Consider the following 20,779-nt stretch of genomic DNA (forward strand, 5'->3'; position numbering starts at 1 on the left):
GGTGGTCCTCTCGATCGCCGCTCGGAAGAGCGGTCGCAGCGTCGTCGCCGCGCGGCGCGGCCGGCGCACCCCCGGAAGGGGCACGCATGGTCACGCTATGCAGTGCGGGTGCCCGGCCTGTGAACCGGACGTTTCATGAACGTAAACTCATCCACCGACATCGGGGCGCGCGGGTGCCGCTCGCGGCGCGTTCGCGGCTTCGCGGGCCACACTCGTCGGATGATCTCCTTCGAGCTGGCCCGTGCCCTGCGCACGGCGGGCGTGCGCTGGACGCCCCGCACCGGTGACCGCTTCCGCATCGAGCGGGAGGGCTTCGACGGCGACGTCTTCACCGTCAGCGACATGACCATCGAGGCGCACGAGTACCCGAGCGGGACCGTCCTCGGCTTCAACGGCACCACGGAATGGGCGCTCGACTCCGTCTCCCTGGAGGACTCGCTCTGGCTGCCGCGGGAGGACCAGCTGCGCGAGCTCCTCCGCGGGACCTTCCGCTCCCTCCGTCGCCTCGCCGAGCCGGAGACGCGGTTCGCCGTCGAGGTCGAGCTCGGCGGCCGGGCGCGGACCTTCGAGGACGCGGCGGCCGAGAACGCCTACGCGGAGGCGCTGCTCGCGCTGGTCAGCTCGGTCGCGGTCGACCTCGACGACGTGGACGAGCTGGACGCGGCCGACGAGCCCGACCGGGCGGCCGAGCGGGCCTGAGGCTCCGTCCGACCCCGACCCTCCGCATCCGGCGGGGCTAGGACGCCGCCTTCTCCGCCGCCGCGGTCTTCTTCGGGATCCGCTTCTTCGCAGGCGCGTCGGCGCCCTTCTCCGGGTCGGCCTTCTTCGCCGCGGGCTTCTTCTTCGCGGCGGTCGTCGCCGGAGCCTTCGCCGCCTTCTTCGGGGCGGGCTTCGTCGCGGCCTTCTTCTCGGCGGGAGCCTCCTCCGCCGGCGCGCCCTTCGCCCCGCGGCTGCGCTCGACCGAGCGCTTGAGCGCCTCCATCAGGTCGAGCACCTCGCCGCCGCCGCCCTCCTCCTCCGGCGCCTCGCCGAAGGTCGCGGCGGTGTCGAGGGCGTCGCCCTGCTCGATCTTGGCGTCGATCAGCGTGCGCAGCTCCTCCTGGTACGCGTCGTGGAACTTCGCGGCGTCGAAGTCCTCGGAGTAGGAGTCGACCAGGTGCGCCGACATCTCGAGCTCGCGCGCCGCGATCCGAGTGGTGCCCTCCAGCGACGGGAACTCGACCTCCCGCACCTCGTCGGCCCAGAGCAGCGTCTGCAGCATCAGCAGCTTGCCGCGCACGCGCAGCGCGGCGAGGCGGGTCTTCTGCCGCAGCGCGAACTCGACGATCGCGGTGCGGTCCGTCTGCTCGAGGGTGCGGCGCAGCAGGACGTAGGCCTTGGGGGAGGAGGAGTCGGGCTCCAGGATGTAGGCGCGGTCGAACATGATCGGGTCGACCTGCTCGCTGGGCACGAACTGCACGACGTCGATCTCGCGGTCGCGCTCCTCCGGCAGCGCCTTGAGCTCGTCCTTGGACAGGACCACGGTGCGCTCGCCGTCGTCGTAGGCCTTGTCGATGTGGTCGAAGGTGACGACCTCGCCGCAGATCTCGCACTTGCGCTGATACCGGATCCGTCCGCCGTCCTTGTCGTGGACCTGGTGCAGCGGGATGTCGTGGTCCTCGGTCGCGCTGTAGATCTTCACCGGCACGTTGACCAGGCCGAAGGTGATCGCGCCCTTCCAGATGGCTCGCATGCGCCCAGTGAACACCGTGTCCCCCGGCCGCCGGAAGCCCTGTCGGACGTGAGGGAGCCCCCGACCGTCGAAGGGACCCGCCGCAGCTCGACGGTCCGGGGTCCCCTCAGGGCGGAACGACGGAGCCGCCCGGTCGTCGCGGAGCGACGGCCGGACGGCTCCGGGGCGGTGGCGGCTAGCCGCGCTCGGCGCTCCGGCGGCGCAGCGCGGCGAGCAGGAGCCCGCCGACGCCGCCGGCGATCAGCAGTCCGCCGAGGCCCAGCGGCAGGCCGATGTCGGCGCCCGTCGAGGCCAGGGGCGGGCGGCCGCCGGGGTGCGGCGCCACGGCGGTCGGCGTGCTGCTCGGAGTGGGAGCGGTGGTGGGCGCGGTCGTCGGGGCGACGGTCGGCTGCGCGGTCGGAGCGACGGTCGGCTCGGCGGTCGGGGCCACGGTGGGCTCCGGCGTCGGAGTCGGCGTGGTCGGGTCCTTCTCGGCGTCGATCGCGGAGGTGTCCGCGGCGAACTAGGCGGTCACGAAGGCGATGGCCTTCGACGTGATGCCGAGCGCCTCCTGGTTGATGTTGTCGATGTCGTCGGCGGCGGAGTGGTAGTTCGGGTCGTGCGTGATGCCGGCGGTGCCGCCGAACAGCGCGACCTCCTCCTCCGTCTTGACGTCGTCAGCGCCGGTGAAGACGCCCGAGGACGGGATGCCGACCGAGATGAAGCCGTCGTAGTCGCTGCGGCCGTCGAACGCGGTGTCGATCCAGGGCTGGTCGATCGAGTCGAAGTAGTCGGTGAACGCCTTCTCGGTCGCGATCGAGCCGGCGGGCACGTCCACGGGGGCCTCGTAGGTGGACTGGTCCGCGTCGTAGACGGAGATCACGTAGTTCGGCGAGGCGACCATGTCGAAGTTCATGTAGGTCGCGATCTTCGAGGCGTCCTCCTCCGTCAGGGAGTCGACGTAGGTGTAGGAGCCGACCAGGCCCACCTCCTCGGCGCCCCACCAGGCGAAGCGGACCGCGTTGGTCGTGTCGCCCGCGGCGGCCAGCTGCACGGCCGTCTCGAGCAGCGTCGCGGATCCGGAGCCGTTGTCGTTGATGCCGGGGCCGGCGGGCACGCTGTCGAGGTGCGCGCCGAGCATGACCACGTTGTCGTGGTCGCCGCCCGGCGTCTCCGTGACGATGTTGAAGGTCTCCACCTCGGTCGTCGTCTGGTCGATGAGGACCGAGACGCTCGCGGGGAGCGACGCCAGCAGCGCCTGCCCCTCGGCCTGCGTGACGCCGACGCCGGGGACGGCGGCCGCGTCCTGTCCGCCGAACGTCCCGTTGAGGGCGTCGCTCGGCGCGTTGTCGTAGATGATGATCGCGGCGGCGCCGGCGGCACCGGCGGCGACCGACTTCTCGAGGAAGCTGCAGGAGCCGCGGCTGACGAGCGCGACCTTCCCGGTGGCGTCGAGGCCGGTCCAGGCGTCCGTGGTGCAGCCGAGCGGATCGACGGGGGCGATGAGCTCGCCGGTCACGCCGCCCTCGGGCGTCGACGGAGTGAACTCCATCGGCGTGCCGACGGCGCCGGTGCCGGTGGTCAGCGTGAACGCGTCGATCGTCTGCGTCGCGGTGGTGAAGTCCTGGCGCTGCGTCGTGTAGCCGGCGTCCGCGAGGACCTTCTCGACGTACGCGCCGCTCAGCTCGTAGCCCGGAGTGCCGATCGCGCGGGTGCCGCCGTTGGCGTCCGCGATCGCCTGAAGCGCCTCCAGGTGGGTCATGATGCCGTCGACCGTGACGGTGTCGGCGAAGTCGACCGGCTCGACGGCGCTCGCCGTCGGCGCGAAGGCGAAGCCGGCGACGAGGGCGCCCGCTCCGATCATCGCGCTCGAGCCGATCAGCGAGCGGCGTCGGCGGCCGCTCGGGGTGTTCGTGGTGGTTCGCGCCACTGGGGCTCCCTCTCCTCGAGAACGGGCCACCGCGTCGGCGGCCCCGACGCGCACCTCCCGAAGACTGGGAGGGGATCGCGTCCTCTGCGAGGGTATTCACAGGAAACGGTGCGGCCCAGTCCCCCCTGCCAGATTTCATCCGGACGAAACACGGACCGGGCCGGCGGGTCGGTCAGGCCGTCGCCGGGCTCTCGGCCCACTCGCGGAGCATCGCGAGCGTCTCCTCCGGACGGTCGCGGTGGGGGCTGTGACCTGCGCCCGCCACGACCGCGTACCGGATGCGCGGATTCGCGCGCAGCACCAGGGCGGCGAGGGAGGGAGGGAGCAGCGTCTCGACCTGCGGGTCGCCGGCCAGCACGAGGACCGGCGGGCGGAGGCCCGGCAGGTCCGCCAGCAGGTCCCACGGGTCGTTGTCGTCGATCGTCGCGGCGACCGCGGCCGGATCGGCGGCCCGCACCGCGGCGAGCTTCTCGGCCCGGTCCCGCTCGTCCCAGAGCGGCTGCGCGACAGCGAGCTCCTCGGCCGAGACCGCGAGACCGGCGAGCTCGCCCGCGCGGACGGCGGCCCGCTGCTCCGGGGCGAGCCGGAGCACCGGGTCCAGCAGCGCCAGGCGCCCCGCCCAGCCGGAGTCGCGGGCGGCGGCGCGCACCGCGACCGCTCCGCCGAGCGAGTGCCCGACGACGAGGTCGAACGGTCCCCGCGCGAGGGCGTCGTCGGCGTAGGCGTCGTGGCGGGAGGAGCCGCCGCGCGGCCCGTCGCCGTGTCCGCGCAGGTCGGGAGCGGAGACGCTCCAGCCCGCCGCGGTCAGCTCGCGGCTCAGCCGCCACCAGGTGCGGCCCGAACCGCCCAGGCCGTGCAGGAGCAGGACCCTGCCCGCCGTCATCGCCGGAGCCTCAGTCGAAGCGCGGGTCGCGCCCGGTGCGCTCACCGGTCGCGAGCCCGGCGATCGCGGCGAGGTCCTCGTCGTCGAGGGCGAAGCCGAAGACGTCCAGGTTCTCGCGGATCCGCTCCGGCGTCACCGACTTCGGGATCACGACGACGCCGAGCTGCACGTGCCAGCGCAGCACCGCCTGCGCCGGCGAGACGCCGTGCTTCGCGGCGACGCGGGCCAGGGCCGGCTCGTCGAGGAGGCGCCCGCGGGCCAGCGGCGACCACGCCTCGGTGACGATCCCGTGGGCGGCGTCGAAGGCGCGCAGCTCCTCCTGGGGCAGCCGCGGGTGCAGCTCGACCTGGTTGATCGCCGGCACCACTCCCGTCTCGTCGAGCAGGCGCTGCACGTGCTCCTCGGCGAAGTTCGAGACGCCGATCGAGCGGGCCCGCCCCTCGCTCTGCAGGCGCTCGAGGGCGCGGTAGGTGTCGACGTAGCGGTCGCGCGAGGGGATCGGCCAGTGCACGAGGTAGAGGTCGACGTAGTCGGTGCCGAGCAGCTCGAGGCTCCGGTCGAAGGCGGCGAGCGTCTCGTCGAAGCCGTGGTCGTCGTTCCAGACCTTGGTCGTCACGAAGACCTGCTCGCGGGGGAGGCCGCTCGCGCGGATGCCCTCGCCGACTCCGCGCTCGTTGCCGTAGAGGGTGGCGGTGTCGACGTGCCGGTAGCCGGCCTCCAGGGCGACGGCGACCGTGCGGGCCGCCTCCTCGTCGCCGATCTTGTAGACGCCGAGCCCGAGCTGGGGGATCGCGCGGCCGTCGTTGAGGGGGATCAGGGGGACGCTCATGCCTCCCATGCTGGCACGCGCCTCAGACGCTCCAGTCGAGCTCGCCGTGCGGTCCCACGTGCACGTCGTCCTCGATCAGCGCCGCGAGACCGGCCACCCCGAAGAGGAGGCGCCGCTCGGCGCGCTCCGCGTCGCTGCGCTCGTCGATGCCGCGCGCGGCGAAGTGCACGTCGTGGCCCGCCTGCAGGCCCTCGACGCCGAGCCGGCCGCGGAGCGCGCGCACGGGGCGCCGGCCGATGCCGAGTCCGCGCCAGAGGGAGCCCGTCTCGAGGACCACCGCCGTCTCGGAGGCGACGACCCCGTGCTGCTCGCGGTGCGCGGTGAGCTGCCACCCGTAGCCGAGGTGGTGCAGGCGGGTCGAGTGCGGGCCGCGCCAGGCGTGCGAGGACTCCTCGCGGCGGAAGTAGACGGGACTCGGGCGGAAGGACCCCTGCCAGAGCGCGGCGGCGAGCTCCGTGCACCACTCCGGGGTCTCCGGATCGGACCAGGGGTCGAGGAGGTCGGTCCGGGCGGCGGCGCGCCGGTGCTCGCGCACCAGCTCCTCCGCGTCCTCCCGCAGTCCCATGCCGTCCCCTCGTCGTCGTGGGCCTTCACCCTAGGGTGTCCGACAGGCGCCGGACAACCGGGGTGGCGGCCTAGGAGGGCAGCGTGACCGGCTCGGTGTCGGGCAGCGGGCTGGCGTCGCGCCCGCGGAGATCCGGGTGGTACCGGCGGCCGAGCAGGGGCACCAGGAAGCCGACCAGGGCGAAGGCAGCGGCGACGACGATGGCGGCGGTCGGCCCGGCCTGGTCGATCTGCACGCCGGCGATCGCGGAGCCCAGCGCCGCGCCGATCAGCTGACCGGTGCCGACCCAGCCGTAGGCCTCCGCCGTGTCCGAGAAGCGCACGCTCGAGGCGGTGATCGCGAACAGAGCCGCGAGAGCGGGGGCGATGCCGATGCCGGCGAGGAACAGCGTGACGCACAGCCACCAGAAGTCGGTCGAGACCGCCGCCAGACCCATGCCGACCGTGACGATCAGCATCCGCCGCGCGGTCGCCCACCGGCTGATCGGGATGTGGCCGAGGGCGAGGCCGCCGACCAGGGAGCCCGCCGCGAACACGGCGAGCACGACGCCCGACTCGACTCCGCCCTCGCCGAACACCGCGACGACGCCCGCCTCGACCGCCGAGCAGGCGCCGATCAGGAGGAAGCCGACGACCGTGGCCAGCAGCACCGGGGGCTTCGTGAGCACCACGCCGAGGCGGCGCTTCGAGCGCGGGATGCGGACGCGGCCCACCTCGGGCGAGGCGATGAACCAGATCCCGCCGCCGATCAGGAACGCGGCGGCGGTCAGGATGCCCGCGACCGTCGACACCTGGATCGACACGAGCGTCGCCAGCACCGGGCCGAGCACCCAGATGATCTCCTGCGCGGAGGCGTCGAGCGAGAAGAGCGGGGTCAGCTGCGAGCTGGTGACCATCTTGGGGTAGATGGTCCGCACGGCCGGCTGCACCGGCGGCATGCTCAGGCCGGCGACGAACCCGATCACGACGAACTGCCACACCTCGAGCGGGAGCACGGCCATCGCGATGATCGCGCCCGCGCAGACCACGAGGGTGATCGTCAGCACGCGGCGCATCCCGAGCCGCCCCATCAGGCGGCTGGTCAGCGGCCCGGCGATGGCCTGCCCGATCGACATCGAGCCGAGCACCAGGCCGGCGGCGGCGTAGGAGTGGTGCACCCGCTCCACGTGCAGGAGGAACGCCAGCGAGAGCATCCCGAACGGGAAGCGCGCGGTCAGCTGCGCGAGGATGATGCGCCCCACCCCGGGGGTCTTCAGGAGATCGGTGTAGCTGCCCACCGGACGACACTAGCGCTCCGGAGGGGACTGCGGTTCGTCGAGGGAGACCGCTGCCCGAGGGTCCCTCGACGGGTCGCGGTTCCCTCGGCGGAGGGGCGCGTCAGCCGGCCAGCACCTTGCGGATCCGCTGCAGCGACACGCTCTCGGCGGTGCCGAGCGACTGCGCGAAGAAGCTCACCCGCAGCTCCTCGATCATCCAGCGGGCGCGCGCGATCCGCTCCGGGGCGTGCGCGGGCAGCGGCACGACGCCGCCTGCCGAGCGGTAGAGCTCCTGGGCCGCCTGCACCTCGTTCAGCCAGACGCGGTCGCGCCCGACGTTCTCGGCGATCTTTGCGAAGCGCTCGGTGATCCCGCCGAGGTAGCGCGGGAGGTGCCGCAGCCGCTCCACTCCGGTCGCCGAGACGAAGCCCGGGTAGACCAGGCCCGAGAGCTGCTCCCGCGCATCCGTGAGGGCGGGCAGGAGCGCCATGCTCGTCGAGGCCTTGAGCGCCTTCTCGACGCCCCGGGCGGTGGTGAGGATCGTCGTGACCGTCTTCACGGTCTCGAACATCGCGTCCATGACGCTCGCCGAGACCCGGTCGCGCACGGCGTCGAACTCGGCGCGGAGGAAGAGCATCCCGTCGGGCTTCATCCGCCAGAGGACCGCGTCGACGCAGGCGAGCAGGCAGTCGGTGAAGAGCGCGGTCGTGTTCTGGTACGGGCTCTGCGCGAGCACGAGCTTCTCGTTCGAGGTGAGGTGCTGCTGCACGTAGGCGACGGGGCTCGGCGTCGCGAGCAGGAGGAGGCGGCGCACGCCGCGCGGGTGCTCGCGCGCCTGGTCCTCGGCCGTGGCGAGCAGGCGGATCGAGACCGAGTCGCCGTCGTCGATCAGGGCGGGGTAGGCGCGGATGGTGTTCCCGCCCTGCCGGGTGTCGGTGACGCGGGGCAGCTCCGGCATGTCCCAGGTCTTCAGGCCCCGGCGCTCGAGCGCGTCGGGGACCCGGGCCTCGACCACGCGGGCGACCTCGTCGCGGACCCGACCGCGCAGGCGCTCGGCCAGCGGGGCGAGCTCCTTGCCGGCGGCGACCGTGCGCCCCCGCTCGTCGGCGACGGCGAAGGTGACCCGCAGGTGCGAGGGGATGCGCTCGAGGTCGAAGTCCTCGGGCTGCACCACCACGCCGGCCTCGCGGCGGATCGCTCCGGCCAGGGTCGCCGCGAACGACTCCGTCGGCGGGTTCGGCACGTCGTGCGGCAGGGACGCGGTGAGCTTGCGCGCCCAGTCGTTCGCGGGCACCACGTTCCGGCGCAGGTGCTTGGGCAGCGCCTTGATCATCGCGGTGACCAGCTCGGCCCGGAGTCCCGGCACCAGCCAGTCGAAGCCGAGGGGCGTCACGCGGGGCAGGAGCGCGAGCGGCACGTGCACCGTCACTCCGTCCTCCTCCGTCCCCGGCTCGAACCGGTACGAGAGGCGGAAGCGCTGGTCGGCCTGGCGCCACTGCGTGGGGAACGCGGTCTCGTCGATCTGCTCCGCGTCCTCGGGGAGGAGCGTCTCCTGCGTCATCGTCAGCAGATCGGGCTCGTCGTGCTGGGTCGTCCGCCACCAGGAGTCGAACGAGCGCACCGAGGTGATGTCGCGGGGGAGCCGGCGGTCGTAGAAGTCGAACACGGCCTCGTCGTCGACGAGCAGGTCGCGGCGGCGCGTGCGCTCCTCCAGCCGCTCGAGCTCGGCCCGCAGGGCCCGGTTCTTGCGGTCGAAGGCGTGGCGCGACTCCCACTCGCCCTCGACGAGGGCGTGCCGGATGAACAGCTCGCGTGCGTACGAGGCGTCGATCCGCGAGAACTGGACGCGGCGGCGGGCGATGATCGGCACGCCGTAGAGCGTGACCTTCTCGTAGGCGACGGCCGCGCCCTGCGACTTCTCCCAGTGCGGCTCGCTGAACTGCCGCTTGACGAGGTCGCCCGCGATCGCCTCGGCCCAGGCCGGATCGATCGCGGCGTTCGAGCGGGCGAAGAGGCGGCTGGTCTCGACCAGCTCGGCGCTCATCACCGCGTCGGGGAGCTTCTTGGCCAGGGCGCTGCCGGGGAAGATCGAGAACTTCGCGTTGCGGGCGCCGATGTACTGCACGTTCTGGCGCTCGCGGCTCTTCGCCGCGCGCTGCGCCTGCTGCGAGGTGGTGTCCTTGATGCCCAGGTGCGAGAGCAGGCCGGCCAGGAGGCTCCGGTGGATCCCGTCGGGGTCGACCTTCGGCTCGCCCAGCTCGAGCTTGAGGGGGCGCGCGAGCTGGCGCAGCTGGCGGAACACGTCCTGCCACTCGCGCACGCGCAGGTAGTTGAGGTACTCGGCCTTGCACAGGCGCCGGAAGGCGCTCGAGGAGAGCTCCTCCTGCTTCTCCTCCACGTAGTTCCAGAGGTTCAGCAGGGTGAGGAAGTCGCTGGTGGGATCGACGAAGCGCGCGTGCTGCTGGTCGGCCTGCGCGCGGCGCTCGAGAGGGCGCTCGCGGACGTCCTGGATCGTGAGGCCCGCGACGATCGCCATCACCTCGCGGCTGACGCCGTGGCGGCGCGACTCGATCACCATCCGGCCGAAGCGCGGATCGATGGGGAGCCGCGCGAGGTCGCGCCCGATGCGCGTGAGCTGCGGCGCGGCCTCCGCCCCCTTGCGCGGGACGCCGCTCGAGTGCGCGTTCGGCGGCGTGCCGCGCACCGGAGCGGCGTCTCGCGGCGCGGCGGAGGCGGCGGAGGGGGAGCCGGGGACGCGGAGGGCGCCGAGCTCCGTGAGCAGGTCGAGGCCGTCCTTGATGCCGCGGGAGTCGGGCGGAGTGAGGAACGGGAACGAGGCGATGTCGCCCAGTCCGAGCGAGATCATCTGCAGGATGACCGCGGCCAGGCCCGTGCGGAGGATCTCGGGATCGGTGTACTCGGGGCGGCGGAGGTAGTCCTCCTCGGAGTAGAGGCGGATCGCGATGCCCGCGCTGGTGCGGCCCGAGCGGCCGGAGCGCTGGTTCGCGGAGGCCTGCGACACCGCCTCGATCGGCAGCCGCTGCACCTTCGAGCGCGCGCTGTAGCGCGAGATGCGGGCCGTGCCGCCGTCGATCACGTAGCGGATCCCGGGGACGGTGAGGCTCGTCTCCGCCACGTTGGTCGCGAGCACGACGCGGCGGCGGACGCCGGGGGTGCGCCCCTTCTCGAAGACGCGGTGCTGATCGGCCGCCGACAGGCGCCCGTAGAGGGGGAGCACCTCGGTGCCCGGCAGGTTCCGGCCCCGGATGGCGTCCTCGGCGTCGCGGATCTCGTTCTCGCCCGAGAGGAACACCAGGACGTCGCCCGGATCCTCGCGCGCCAGCTCGGCCAGGGCGTCGGCGATGCCGGTCATCAGGTCGCGGCTGCCGCTCGTCGCGTCGGGGACGTCGGTGTCGTCGTCCTCCTCCGGCTCCTCGGCGACCAGCGGACGGTAGCGGATCTCGACCGGGTAGGTGCGCCCGGAGACCTCGATGATCGGCGCGGGCTCGCCGGCGGCGTCGGCGAAGTGGGCCGCGAAGCTCTGCGGGTCGATCGTCGCCGAGGTGATGATCACCTTCAGGTCGGGGCGCTGCGGCAGCAGGCGGTGCAGGTAGCCCAGGAGGAAGTCGATGTTGAGGCTGCGCTCGTGCGCCTCGTCGATGATGATCGTGTCGTACCGGCTGAGCATCCGGTCGTGGTTCATCTCGTTGAGCAGGATGCCGTCGGTCATCAGCTTGATCCGCGTCGAGGCGGACGCCTTGTCGGTGAACCGGACCTGGTAGCCGACCAGCCCGCCGACCTCGTCGTCGAGCTCCTCCGCGATGCGCTCGGCGATGGTGCGCGCGGCGATGCGCCGGGGCTGCGTGTGCGCGATGCTCTCGCGGCCGAGCTCCAGGCAGATCTTCGGCAGCTGGGTCGTCTTGCCCGATCCGGTCGCGCCGGCGACGATGACCACCTGGTGGTCGCGGATCGCGGCGGCGATGTCCTCGCGCCGCGCCGACACGGGGAGTTCGGGCGGGTAGCGGATGCTGAGCACGTCTGACATGAGCCCTCCATCCTACGCCGCGTGCGACAATGCCCTGTCTCGTGAATCATCGCGGGCCACCCTGCCCGGTCGGGCGCTCCGGCGCCGGTCGACCGCGGCGCACGATCCCGTGGAGCACCCCGATGAATCCGCAGTCCCTGCTGGTCGTGCTGAACATCGTGCTGCTGCTCTTCGCGATCCGGGGCGTGCTGTCGAACCCGAGGCTCTCGAAGGTCGCGAAGGTCTCCTGGGTGGCGTTCATCGTGATCGCGCCGTTCATCGGCAGCCTCGCCTACCTGGCGGTGGGCCGTCGCGGCGGGAGCGGCGGAAGCGGCACGGTCGTGCGCGGCACGGAGCGGCCGTCGGGCTGGTTCTTCGAGCGCTGAGCGGTCGGGTGGCCCTACGGCGGGGGAGACCCGCGGACGTCGGCGCTCCGCGGACCTCCTGACCCTCCGACCCGCGGCAACCCCCTCACCGCAGGCTCCGCCCGCGTCTAGCGTGGAGCGCATGGCCGATCGTCTGCGCTCCAGTGTCAGCCCCTACCTCCGCTCGCACGCGGATAATCCGGTCGACTGGTTCCCCTGGGGCGAGGAGGCGTTCGCCGAGGCGGTGCGCCGCGACGTCCCGGTGATGGTGTCCATCGGCTACTCCACCTGCCACTGGTGCCACGTGATGGCGCGGGAGTCGTTCTCGGATCCGGTGCTCGCCGCGCGGCTGAACGCGGACTTCGTCGCGGTGAAGGTCGACCGCGAGGAGCACCCGGACGTCGACACGGCCTACCTGACGGCCGCGAGCGCGTTCACCCGGCAGCTCGGCTGGCCGCTGACGGCCTTCGCCACCCCCGCCGGCGAGACCTTCTTCGCCGGCACCTACTTCCCGCCGCGCGCCGTCGGCGGCGTGCCCGCCTTCTCCGACGTCCTCGACGCGGTCTCGGAGGCGTGGCGGCTGCGGCGCGACGAGGTGCAGGCGACGGCGGGCGGCCTCGCCGCGGCCCTGCGCGAGGCGACCGCGGCGCTGCCCGCCGATGCCGCACTGCCCGGCGACGCCGAGCTCGACGGCGCCGTCCGCGCACTCGCGGACGAGGAGGACCGGGTGCACGGCGGCTTCGGCGGCGCCCCGAAGTTCCCGGTCGCCCCTGTGCTCGGGTTCCTGGCCTCGCGGCCCTCGGGAGCGGCGCTCGCCGAGCGCACGCTGCTCGCGCTGGCCGCGTCCCCTCTCCGCGACCGCGACGGGGGCTTCTTCCGCTACGCGACGCAGGCCGACTGGAGCGATCCGCACTACGAGCGGATGCTGTACGACAACGCGCAGCTGCTCGACGTCGCTGCCGTCCTGCTCGGGCACGACGGCGCCCGGGTGGAGGATCTGACCGGGATCGCGGAGGGCGTCGCCGCGTTCCTCCTGACCACTCTCGAGAGGCCGGGCGGCGGCTTCGCGTCGGCGCAGGACTCGGAGAGCATCGTCGACGGTCAGCGCTCGGAGGGCGGCTACTACCTCGCCGAGGACCGGTCCCGCCTCGCGCCTCCCGCTCTCGACGAGAAGGTCGTCACCGGCTGGAACGGCCTGGCGATCCGCGCGCTCGCCCGCGCCGGACGCGTGCTCGGACGGGAGGAGTGGATCGACGCCGCCCGGCGCGCGGCGGACGCGGTGCTGCAGCGGCACCTCGTCGACGGCCGCGTCGCGGTGCGCGCCTCCCTCGACGGTGCCGTCTCCGCGGCCCGCCCGGCGCTGGAGGACCTCGGGATGCTGGCCGGCGGGCTCCTCGAGCTCGCCCTGGCGGAGGGCCGCCCGCGCTACGCGGTCGCGGCGCGCACCGTGATCGACGGCGCGCTCGACGCGGCCGACGGCCCGCTGCCGTTCGCGCTGCCCGGGGGAGGGGACCCGGCGCTGACCGCGCGGGGACTCCTGCTCGCGGCCGATCCCTCCGAGGGCGCCTACCCCTCCGGCCTGTCGGCGACGGCGGACGCGGCGCACGAGCTGTACCTGCTCACCGGATCGCAGCGCTACCGGGAGGCGGCCGAGGCGGTCGTCGCCTCGATCGCTCCGGGCGCGGTCCGGCAGCCGATGGGCTTCGGCGCCGTGCTCGGGCTCGCTTCGCGGCTGGCTCGCCCGGTGCGGCAGCTGGTCGTCGTGGGCCCCGGCGCGGCGGAGGCGGTGCAGGGCGCGCGGTCCGCCGGGATCGGCGTGCTGGTCGGCGTGTCCGACGAGGGCGCCCGGGACTGGGCGGACGCGGGCTTCGAGCTGTTCGAGGGGCGGATCTCGCGGGAGGGGCTGCCGACCGCCTACTCCTGCGAGGCCTTCGTCTGCGCCCTTCCGACGACCCGCCTCCCGGAGGAGCTGCTCACGCGGCCGTGACCACCAGTGGCGCCGCGGGGTCGGCGGCCCACTCGTTGAGCGAGCCGTCGTAGACGACCGCCGTGTGGACTCCGAGCACCGCCAGTGCGAGTGCATCGGCCGTCGCGGCGATCCCGCCCCCGCAGTAGAGGACGATCCGCTCGGCCTGGAGAGCGTCTCCGAACAGCGACCGCAGCCGCTCCGGCGGCAGGAGCGTGTTGTCGGCGCGGTCGACGAGCCTCCCGGCGGGGACGCTCCGCGAGCCCGGCAGGTGTCCGAGGCGGGGTCGGCGCCCCTCCTCCCCGGTGAACTCCTTCGGCGGGACCGCGCAGACCAGCGCCCCGGGAGCCTCGCCGCGCACGACGCTCTCGACGCCGGCCTTGTCGATCCAGAGCGGCCGCTCCTCGCGCACGCTGATGCCACCGCTCACGGCGGGCTCGACATGCCCCGTCTCGATCGGGCGCTCCTCCCGCCGCCAGGCCGGGAGCCCGCCGTCGAGCACCGCGACGGCGTCGTGCCCGGCCGAGCGCAGCAGCCACCACAGGCGCGAGGCCCACTGGCCGACCGCGGAGTCGTACACGACGACCACCGAGTCGTCGTCGATGCCGAGCGCGGCGGTCGCGGCGGCGAAGCGCTCCGGGTCGAGCCGGGTGAAGGGCAGGGGAGCCGCCGGATCCGACAGCTGCTCGAGCAGGTCGCCGAACACGGCGCCGGGGACATGCCCCTCGAGGAGGTACTGCTCGTCGCCGCTGAGGTAGCCGGGCCGCCCGTCGAAGCCGGGCACGAGCAGCACGCTGGCGTCGACGACGACGAGGTGCTCGCGGCCGAGCTGGTCGGCGAGCCACTGGGTCGAGACGATCGGCCGGGCGAGGTACGGGACGGAGGAGGTGCTCACCCGCCCCACGCTAGGCGCGACCGCCGACATGTGCGCCCCCGTGCGTCACGCACGGTCACGGACGCCACGGGCGCTCAGCACTCGATGACGTTGACCGCGAGGCCGCCCTCGCTCGTCTCCTTGTACTTCGACGACATGTCGATGCCGGTCTGGCGCATCGTCTCGATGACCGCGTCGAGCGAGACGCGGTGGTCGCCGTCGCCGTGCAGGGCGAGGCGGGCTGCGCTCACGGCGGTGGAGGAGGCGATCGCGTTCCGCTCGATGCACGGGATCTGCACGAGGCCGTCGACCGGGTCGCAGGTCAGTCCGAGGTGGTGCTCCATCGCGATCTCGGCCGCGTTCTCGACCTGGCGCGGAGTGCCGCCGAGCACCGCGCAGAGCGCTCCGGCGGCCATCGCGCAGGCCGAGCCGACCTCGCCCTGGCAGCCGGCCTCCGCACCGGAGATCGAGGCGTTCGTCTTGCAGAGCGAGCCGATCGCGGTGGCGGTGAGGAGGAAGCGGCGCAGCCCCGCGCGGTCGGCGCCCGGGACGAAGCGGAGGTAGTAGTGCCCGACGGCGGGGATGATGCCCGCCGCTCCGTTCGTCGGAGCCGTCACGACGCGCCCGCCCGCGGCGTTCTCCTCGTTCACCGCGAGGGCGAAGGCGTGGAGCCACTCCACCGAGGTCGCGCGGGCGCGGTCGAGAGGGTCCTCCGCGAAGGCCTCGAGGCGCTCGCGCAGCACCGAGGCGCGGCGGCGGACGCCCAGGCCGCCCGGCAGCACGCCGTCGGTCGCCAGGCCGTGCTCGACGCAGGCGGCCATGGCGTCCCAGATCGCGTCGAGGCGGGCGTCGATGTCGACCCCGGGGTGCAGAGCGCGCTCGTTCGCGGCGGCGATCTCGGCGATGCCGGAGCGGGTCCGGTCGCAGGTCGCCAGCAGGTCGAGCCCGGAGACGAAGGGGTAGGGGTGCGGGGCCAGCGCAGCCAGCTCGGCGCGCTCGCCCGCGCGCCGGATGAAGCCGCCGCCGATCGAGTAGTAGGTCTCCTCCCACACCGGCAGCGCGTCGTCGCCGACCCAGACGCTGAAGGTGAGGGCGTTCGGGTGCTCCGGCAGCCTCGTGCGCGGCTCGAAGACGACGTCGTCGCGCGTCATCGCGAGGCGCTGCTCGCCGGCCAGCAGGATCGTCCCCTCCGCGTCGAGGCGCTGCCAGGCCCCGCGCACCAGCGCCGGGTCGCACGTCTCGGGGTCCAGGCCGGCGAGACCGGCGACCACCGCGTCGGGGGTGCCGTGGCCGATCCCGGTGGAGCCGAGCGAGCCGTAGAGGGTGCATCCCACCCGGCTCACGCGGCCGAGGAGCCCGGCGGCGCGGATCCGCTCGGCGAGGGCGAGGGCGGCGCGCATCGGTCCGACGGTGTGCGAGCTGGACGGGCCGATCCCCACGCTGAACAGGTCGAGGACGGAGACGTAGGCGCTCATCCACCGAGACTACGCCGGGGCCGGCGGAGTGCGCCGCCCGAGCCGCGCCCGCGACGAAGAGCCACGGAGATCCGGCGTCGACGAGGGTCTGCGGCGGGTCAGCGCAGCGTCTTGCGCGCCGAGATCTGGCCGGTGTCGAAGCCGAGCAGGTGCAGGCCGCCGTGGAAGCGGGCGTGCTCGACCTTGATGCAGCGGTCCATCACGACGGTCAGGCCCTTCGACTCGCCGTACTCGGCCGCCTCCTGGTTCCAGATCCCCAGCTGCACCCAGACCGTGGGCGCGCCGACGGCGAGGACGTCGTCGATCACGGCGGGGATGTCGCTCGCCTTGCGGAACACGTCGACGATGTCGGGCACGACCGGGAGCTCGGCGAGACTGCGGTAGACCGGCTGCCCCAGGATCTCGGTGGCGTTCGGGTTCACGAAGTAGAGCTCGTAGTCGCTCGACTGCTGCAGGTAGGTGGCGACGAAGTAGGAGGAGCGGGCCGGGTTCGGCGAGGCGCCGACGATCGCCACGGTCTTCGCGCGGCGGAGGATGTCGAGTCGCCTGCGGGCGTCGGGGCCCACCCAGGTGCGCTGCGAGCGCAGCATCTTCGCCAGCGGCGAGTTCGCCGGGACCGAGCAGCTCAGCCCGTTGGACAGCTGGACGACCGTGTCGGCGGTGTCGGTGGTGCTCATGCTCAGACCTCCACGGCCGGGGTGTGCAGGGTGGTGGTCGTGTCCTCGGGGAGCGCGGTCGGAGCGTCGGGGGTGCCGTGCTCCTCGACCGCGCGGGCGAGCGCCTGGTCGAGATCGTAGATGATGTCGTCCGCGTCCTCGATGCCGACGGAGAGGCGGACGAGTCCGGGGAGGACGCCCGCATGGAGGAGCTGGTCCTCGGTGAGCTGGGCGTGGGTGGTCGAGGCGGGGTGGATCACCAGCGTCTTCGCGTCGCCGATGTTGGCGAGGTGGCTGGCGAGGTCGACCGATTCGATGAAGGTCTGGCCGACGGCGCGGCCGCCCTTGACCACGAAGCTGAAGACCGAGCCCGGTCCCTTCGGCAGGTACTTCTGCGCGCGGTCGTGGTGCGGGTGCGCGGGGAGCCCGGCCCAGTAGACGGCCTCGATCCGGGGGTCGGCGTCGAGCCATTCGGCGACGCGGCGCGCGTTGTCGACGTGCGCCTGGATCCGGTACGGCAGCGTCTCGACGCCCTGGGCGAGCAGGAACGCGGAGTGCGGAGCGAGGACCGGCCCGATGTCGCGCAGCTGCTCCGCGCGCAGGCGCGTGAGGAAGCCGTACTCCCCGAAGTTGCCGTCCCACGACAGGTCCCCGTAGGAGGCCACCGGGTCGTGCAGCAGCGGGAACTTCTCGGGGGAGTAGTGGAAGCGCCCCGACTCGACGACGACGCCGCCGAGCGTGGTGCCGTGTCCGCCGAGGAACTTGGTGGCCGAGTGGATGACGATGTCGGCGCCCCACTCGATCGGGCGGACGAGGTAGGGCGTGGCGACCGTGGAGTCGATGATCAGCGGGATGCCGGCGGCGTGCGCGACCGCGGCGAGGCCCTCGATGTCGGCGATCTCGCCGGAGGGGTTCGCGATCGTCTCGGCGTAGAGCACCTTGGTCTTCTCGGTGATCGCCGCCGCGTAGTCGGCCGGGTCGCTCGAGCGGACGAAGGTGGTGTCCACTCCGAAACGGCGGAGCGTGACGTCGAGCTGGGTGATCGATCCGCCGTAGAGGTTGGCGGAGGACACCACGTGGTCGCCCGCGCCGACGAGCGCCGCGAAGGTGATGAACTGCGCCGAGAGCCCGGAGGCCGTGGCGACGGCGCCGAGGCCGCCCTCGAGGCTCGCGACGCGCTCCTCGAAGGAGGCGACCGTGGGGTTCGACAGGCGCGAGTAGACGTTGCCGTACTTCTGCAGCGCGAAGCGGGCCGCGGCGTCGGAGGTGTCGTCGAAGACGAAGGCGCTGGTCTGGTAGATCGGCAGAGCGCGGGCGCCCGTCACCGCGTCGGGGATGTTGCCCGCGTGGATCGCACGCGTCTTGAAGCCGTACTCACGATCTGCCATGCGATCGACGCTAGCGGGAGCCGCCGACACCGCCGCGCCGGAGCGACGCATCGCGTAACAGAGCGGTCCCGCAGTGCAGAGCGACCGTGCGCGACAGAGCGGTCGAGCGGATCGGAGCGCCGATCAGAGCGCCAGCTGCACCGCGGCCAGTCCCATCGCCGCGATCGCCGCCCACGACACCAGGGCGACGAGGAGAGCACGCCACCCCGTCGTCACGAGCGCGCGCACCCGGACGGCGCTGCCGAGCGCGAAGAGGGCCGCGGCGAGGAGCCAGGTCTGCGCGGTGTCGGCGGCGGCGAGCAGTCCCTCCGGCAGGGGGAGGAGCGTGCGCAGCAGCACCGCGGCGAGGAACCCGACCACGAACAGCGGCACGATCGCCGGGCGCGTCCCGCCGGTCCCGCCTCGGCGCCTCGTGACCGCCGCCGCCACCGCGACCATCGGCGCCAGCATGACCACTCGGGTGAGCTTCACCACGACCGCCACGGCCAGCGCCGACGCTCCGGCCACCTGGGCCGTCGCCACGACCTGGCCCACGTCGTGGACCGAGGCGCCGACCCAGTGCCCGAACTGCACGTCGGAGAGCCCGAGCGGCTGCTGCAGGGCGGGGAGCACTGCGATCGCGAGCGTGCCGCAGAGCGTCACCAGCGCGACCGGCGTCGCCTGCTCCTGCTCCTTCGCCCGGGTCGCTCCGGCCATCGCGCCGATCGCCGAGGCCCCGCAGATCGAGAAGCCCGCCGCGAGCAGCAGCGGCTCCTGCCCGGGCAGCCGGAGCGCCCGGCCCAGCGCCCAGGTCAGGCCGAAGGTGGCCAGGACGATCCCGACGACGACCAGGATCGCGCCCCAGCCCAGCGCAGCGATGTCGATCAGAGAGAGCTTCAGCCCGAGCAGGACGATGCCGGCGCGCATCAGCGAGCGGGACGAGAACTTCAGGCCCGGCGCCAGCGCCCCGCTCAGCAGGGGGCGCGCCGCGGGCAGCTGCGCCACGAGGATCCCGAGCGCGACCGCCGCGGTCAGCATCGGCACTGCCGGCACCGTCGCGTGCAGCAGGGCCGCGATCACCGCCGCGACGGCGCAGGCCGCGACTCCCGGGCCCAGCCGCCGGATCATACCCACGAGGGCAGCCACATGTGGGCCTGCCAGAAGGTGAAGGACGTCTGCGCGCCGATCCAGAGCGGCAGGAAGTAGGCCGTCAGCGCGGCCGCCGCCACTGCGAAGACGAGCACCACGAGGACGCCCCGGGTGCGCCGCCTCCGCTCGTCGCCCGGACTCCCGATCACGATCCCGGCCGTCAGCGCCAGCGCCAGCATCATGTAGGGCTCGAAGACGACGCAGTAGAACTGGAACACCGTGCGGTCGAGGTAGAGGAGCCACGGCAGGTAGCCCGCGACGATCCCCATCAGCACGAAGCCGGCGCGCCACTCCCGGTACCGCGCGAGCCGGTAGAGGAGGTACACCAGCGCCAGGACCCCGGCGTACCAGATGAGCGGATTGGCGACCGAGGTGATCGCCTCGTCGCAGCGTGCTGCGGTGCAGCCGTCGACGCCCGTCGCCTGGTCGACGAAGTACATGCTGGTCGGTCGGAGCATGAGCAGCCAGGTGAGCGGGTTCGCCTCGTAGGGGTGCGAGGCCCGCAGGTTGATCGAGTAGTCGTACATCTGCACGTGGTAGTGCCAGAGGCTCTGCGCCCAGTCCGGCACCCACGCCAGAGCCCCGGTCCAGGCGTTGCCGGGGGCCTCCGACGCCCACTGCCGGGCCCATCCGCCGGAGGTGCGCAGCCAGCCCGTCCAGGTGACGAGGTAGGCGATCAGGGCGATCGGCACGACCAGGAGGAAGGTGACCGGACCCTGCTTGAGGATCGCGCCGCTGCCCCAGAACGGCACGCCCGCGCGGCGCCGCATCAGCGCGTCGACGACCACCGCGTACACGCCGTACGCCGCGAGGAAGTAGACGCCCGTCCACTTCACGCCCGCGGCCAGGCCGAAGAGCACGCCGGCCGCGAGCAGCCAGGGCCGCCACCACAGGACCGGCCCCCAGCTCGGCAGCGCTCCCGCCGCCACCTTCCGCGCCAGCTGCAGGTCGGCCCAGCGCCGGTCCAACAGCACCGCCGCGACCCCGCAGAGCGCGACGAACATCAGGATCCCGTCCAGGAGCGACACCCGCGACATCACGATCGCGTGGCCGTCGAGCGCGAGCATCAGCCCCGCGAAGGAGGAGAGGAGGGTGGAGCGGAACAGGAGGCGGCCGATCACGATCACCAGCGCGACGGCGAGGATCCCCACGACGGCGGTCGCGACGCGCCAGCCGACGCTGTCGTCCGCGCCGAACACGCCCATCCCGAGCCCGATGATCCACTTGCCCAGCGGCGGATGCACCACGAAGGACGGCGCCCCCGTGAAGGTGTCCACGTCGCCGGCCGCGAAGCCGGGGTCCGGGTTCTCGGGCCAGGCGCCCTCGAACCCGAGGTTCCAGAGGGTCCAGGCGTCCTTCACGTAGAAGGTCTCGTCGAACACGAGCGAGCGCGGGTGGCCGAGGTTCCACAGCCGCAGCACCGCGGCCAGGGCGACCACCAGCAGCGGCAGTCCGAGCTCGTACAGCCGGCGGCGCGCGGGGGAGGCGACGAGCCGGGTGTGCAGGTCGTCGAACCGGGAGCCGCGCGGCACGTCCGGGAGCGGGGTGCGCTCGCGCGGTGCGGACGCCTCGGCGGGCTCCACCGGGACCGAGCGCGCCGATCCCGCCGCGTCCAGGAGCAGGTCGTCGAAGTCGCGCTGCGGTCGGTCCGTCACCCGGCCATGCTAACGGGGCGCCTCCTCCCGGGACGGCGGCGATCCGCGGCGGGAGGCCCCGGACCCGGCCTGGGA

General features: G+C 73.3%; 17 protein-coding genes. 3 read left to right on the forward strand and 14 right to left on the reverse strand.

Annotated features, from left to right (window positions below):
- The first annotated feature begins 219 nt into the window (after positions 1 to 219).
- Positions 220 to 699: a pilus assembly protein CpaE gene (locus C5C54_RS09125; protein WP_244229602.1), complete on the forward strand. Its 480-nt coding sequence runs from the start codon at positions 220 to 222 to the stop codon at positions 697 to 699.
- 37 nt (positions 700 to 736) lie between these two features.
- Here the strand turns inward: C5C54_RS09125 and C5C54_RS09130 are convergent, their stop codons facing one another.
- From C5C54_RS09130 to hrpA, 8 genes are all read right to left on the reverse strand, one after another.
- Positions 737 to 1,732, reverse strand: a complete 996-nt coding sequence (locus tag C5C54_RS09130; protein ID WP_104288202.1) for a Ku protein — start codon at positions 1,730 to 1,732, stop codon at positions 737 to 739.
- Positions 1,733 to 1,907: 175 nt separating this feature from the next.
- Positions 1,908 to 2,162 (reverse strand): hypothetical protein, encoded by a 255-nt coding sequence (locus C5C54_RS17940; protein WP_104288203.1) that lies wholly within the window; start codon positions 2,160 to 2,162, stop codon positions 1,908 to 1,910.
- Positions 2,163 to 2,234: 72 nt separating this feature from the next.
- Positions 2,235 to 3,641 (reverse strand): M28 family peptidase, encoded by a 1,407-nt coding sequence (locus tag C5C54_RS09140; RefSeq protein WP_104288204.1) that lies wholly within the window; start codon positions 3,639 to 3,641, stop codon positions 2,235 to 2,237.
- 172 nt (positions 3,642 to 3,813) lie between these two features.
- Positions 3,814 to 4,524 carry an alpha/beta fold hydrolase gene (locus C5C54_RS09145; protein WP_104267539.1) on the reverse strand — a complete coding sequence of 237 codons (711 nt, stop codon included), beginning with the start codon at positions 4,522 to 4,524 and terminating at the stop codon, positions 3,814 to 3,816.
- 10 nt (positions 4,525 to 4,534) lie between these two features.
- Positions 4,535 to 5,353 carry an aldo/keto reductase gene (locus C5C54_RS09150; protein WP_104222368.1) on the reverse strand — a complete coding sequence of 273 codons (819 nt, stop codon included), beginning with the start codon at positions 5,351 to 5,353 and terminating at the stop codon, positions 4,535 to 4,537.
- Between the two features lie 22 nt (positions 5,354 to 5,375).
- Positions 5,376 to 5,918, reverse strand: a complete 543-nt coding sequence (locus C5C54_RS09155) for a hypothetical protein (protein WP_104233702.1) — start codon at positions 5,916 to 5,918, stop codon at positions 5,376 to 5,378.
- 70 nt (positions 5,919 to 5,988) lie between these two features.
- Positions 5,989 to 7,194, reverse strand: a complete 1,206-nt coding sequence (locus tag C5C54_RS09160) for an MFS transporter (RefSeq protein WP_104222308.1) — start codon at positions 7,192 to 7,194, stop codon at positions 5,989 to 5,991.
- A gap of 100 nt (positions 7,195 to 7,294) precedes the next feature.
- On the reverse strand, positions 7,295 to 11,218 hold the full coding sequence (gene hrpA / locus C5C54_RS09165) for an ATP-dependent RNA helicase HrpA (RefSeq protein ID WP_104288205.1): 3,924 nt from the start codon (positions 11,216 to 11,218) through the stop codon (positions 7,295 to 7,297).
- Between the two features lie 122 nt (positions 11,219 to 11,340).
- Here hrpA and C5C54_RS09170 point away from each other — a divergent pair, with 122 nt between their 5' ends.
- Together C5C54_RS09170 and C5C54_RS09175 are read left to right on the forward strand one after the other, a co-directional pair.
- Positions 11,341 to 11,583, forward strand: coding sequence for a PLDc N-terminal domain-containing protein (locus tag C5C54_RS09170; protein WP_159939582.1), 243 nt, complete (start codon positions 11,341 to 11,343; stop codon positions 11,581 to 11,583).
- Between the two features lie 121 nt (positions 11,584 to 11,704).
- On the forward strand, positions 11,705 to 13,549 hold the full coding sequence (locus C5C54_RS09175) for a thioredoxin domain-containing protein (protein ID WP_104288206.1): 1,845 nt from the start codon (positions 11,705 to 11,707) through the stop codon (positions 13,547 to 13,549).
- Here C5C54_RS09175 and C5C54_RS09180 read toward each other — a convergent pair.
- The 6 genes from C5C54_RS09180 to C5C54_RS09205 all read right to left on the reverse strand — a co-directional run bounded on the left by C5C54_RS09180 (position 13,536) and on the right by C5C54_RS09205 (position 20,704).
- Positions 13,536 to 14,423, reverse strand: coding sequence for a sulfurtransferase (locus C5C54_RS09180; RefSeq protein WP_181069150.1), 888 nt, complete (start codon positions 14,421 to 14,423; stop codon positions 13,536 to 13,538). The genes C5C54_RS09175 and C5C54_RS09180 overlap by 14 nt on opposite strands.
- 74 nt (positions 14,424 to 14,497) lie before the next feature.
- Positions 14,498 to 15,877 (reverse strand): L-serine ammonia-lyase, encoded by a 1,380-nt coding sequence (locus C5C54_RS09185; RefSeq protein ID WP_104288208.1) that lies wholly within the window; start codon positions 15,875 to 15,877, stop codon positions 14,498 to 14,500.
- A 98-nt stretch (positions 15,878 to 15,975) separates the two neighbouring features.
- Positions 15,976 to 16,554, reverse strand: coding sequence for a CoA-binding protein (locus tag C5C54_RS09190; protein WP_104237688.1), 579 nt, complete (start codon positions 16,552 to 16,554; stop codon positions 15,976 to 15,978).
- 2 nt (positions 16,555 to 16,556) lie between these two features.
- Positions 16,557 to 17,921 (reverse strand): O-acetylhomoserine aminocarboxypropyltransferase/cysteine synthase family protein, encoded by a 1,365-nt coding sequence (locus C5C54_RS09195; protein WP_104260321.1) that lies wholly within the window; start codon positions 17,919 to 17,921, stop codon positions 16,557 to 16,559.
- A gap of 123 nt (positions 17,922 to 18,044) precedes the next feature.
- Positions 18,045 to 19,028 (reverse strand): YeiH family protein, encoded by a 984-nt coding sequence (locus C5C54_RS09200; protein ID WP_104226922.1) that lies wholly within the window; start codon positions 19,026 to 19,028, stop codon positions 18,045 to 18,047.
- Positions 19,025 to 20,704 carry a dolichyl-phosphate-mannose--protein mannosyltransferase gene (locus C5C54_RS09205; protein WP_258063282.1) on the reverse strand — a complete coding sequence of 560 codons (1,680 nt, stop codon included), beginning with the start codon at positions 20,702 to 20,704 and terminating at the stop codon, positions 19,025 to 19,027. The genes C5C54_RS09200 and C5C54_RS09205 overlap by 4 nt, the downstream gene beginning before the upstream one ends.
- Positions 20,705 to 20,779 lie beyond the last annotated feature (75 nt).

Source organism: Rathayibacter sp. AY1F2, from assembly GCF_002930885.1.
Lineage (GTDB): Bacteria > Actinomycetota > Actinomycetes > Actinomycetales > Microbacteriaceae > Rathayibacter.

Bases quoted from the DNA above. Each gene is read 5' to 3' on its own strand.
- C5C54_RS09125 (WP_244229602.1), top strand. From the start codon at position 220: ATGATCTCCTTCGAGCTGGCCCGTGCCCTGCGCACGGCGGGCGTGCGC.
- C5C54_RS09150 (WP_104222368.1), bottom strand. From the start codon at position 5,353: ATGAGCGTCCCCCTGATCCCCCTCAACGACGGCCGCGCGATCCCCCAG.
- C5C54_RS09200 (WP_104226922.1), bottom strand. From the start codon at position 19,028: ATGATCCGGCGGCTGGGCCCGGGAGTCGCGGCCTGCGCCGTCGCGGCG.
- C5C54_RS09130 (WP_104288202.1), bottom strand. From the start codon at position 1,732: ATGCGAGCCATCTGGAAGGGCGCGATCACCTTCGGCCTGGTCAACGTG.
- hrpA (WP_104288205.1), bottom strand. From the start codon at position 11,218: ATGTCAGACGTGCTCAGCATCCGCTACCCGCCCGAACTCCCCGTGTCG.
- C5C54_RS09175 (WP_104288206.1), top strand. From the start codon at position 11,705: ATGGCCGATCGTCTGCGCTCCAGTGTCAGCCCCTACCTCCGCTCGCAC.
- C5C54_RS09155 (WP_104233702.1), bottom strand. From the start codon at position 5,918: ATGGGACTGCGGGAGGACGCGGAGGAGCTGGTGCGCGAGCACCGGCGC.
- C5C54_RS09185 (WP_104288208.1), bottom strand. From the start codon at position 15,877: ATGAGCGCCTACGTCTCCGTCCTCGACCTGTTCAGCGTGGGGATCGGC.
- C5C54_RS09190 (WP_104237688.1), bottom strand. From the start codon at position 16,554: ATGAGCACCACCGACACCGCCGACACGGTCGTCCAGCTGTCCAACGGG.
- C5C54_RS09145 (WP_104267539.1), bottom strand. From the start codon at position 4,524: ATGACGGCGGGCAGGGTCCTGCTCCTGCACGGCCTGGGCGGTTCGGGC.
- C5C54_RS09195 (WP_104260321.1), bottom strand. From the start codon at position 17,921: ATGGCAGATCGTGAGTACGGCTTCAAGACGCGTGCGATCCACGCGGGC.
- C5C54_RS09170 (WP_159939582.1), top strand. From the start codon at position 11,341: ATGAATCCGCAGTCCCTGCTGGTCGTGCTGAACATCGTGCTGCTGCTC.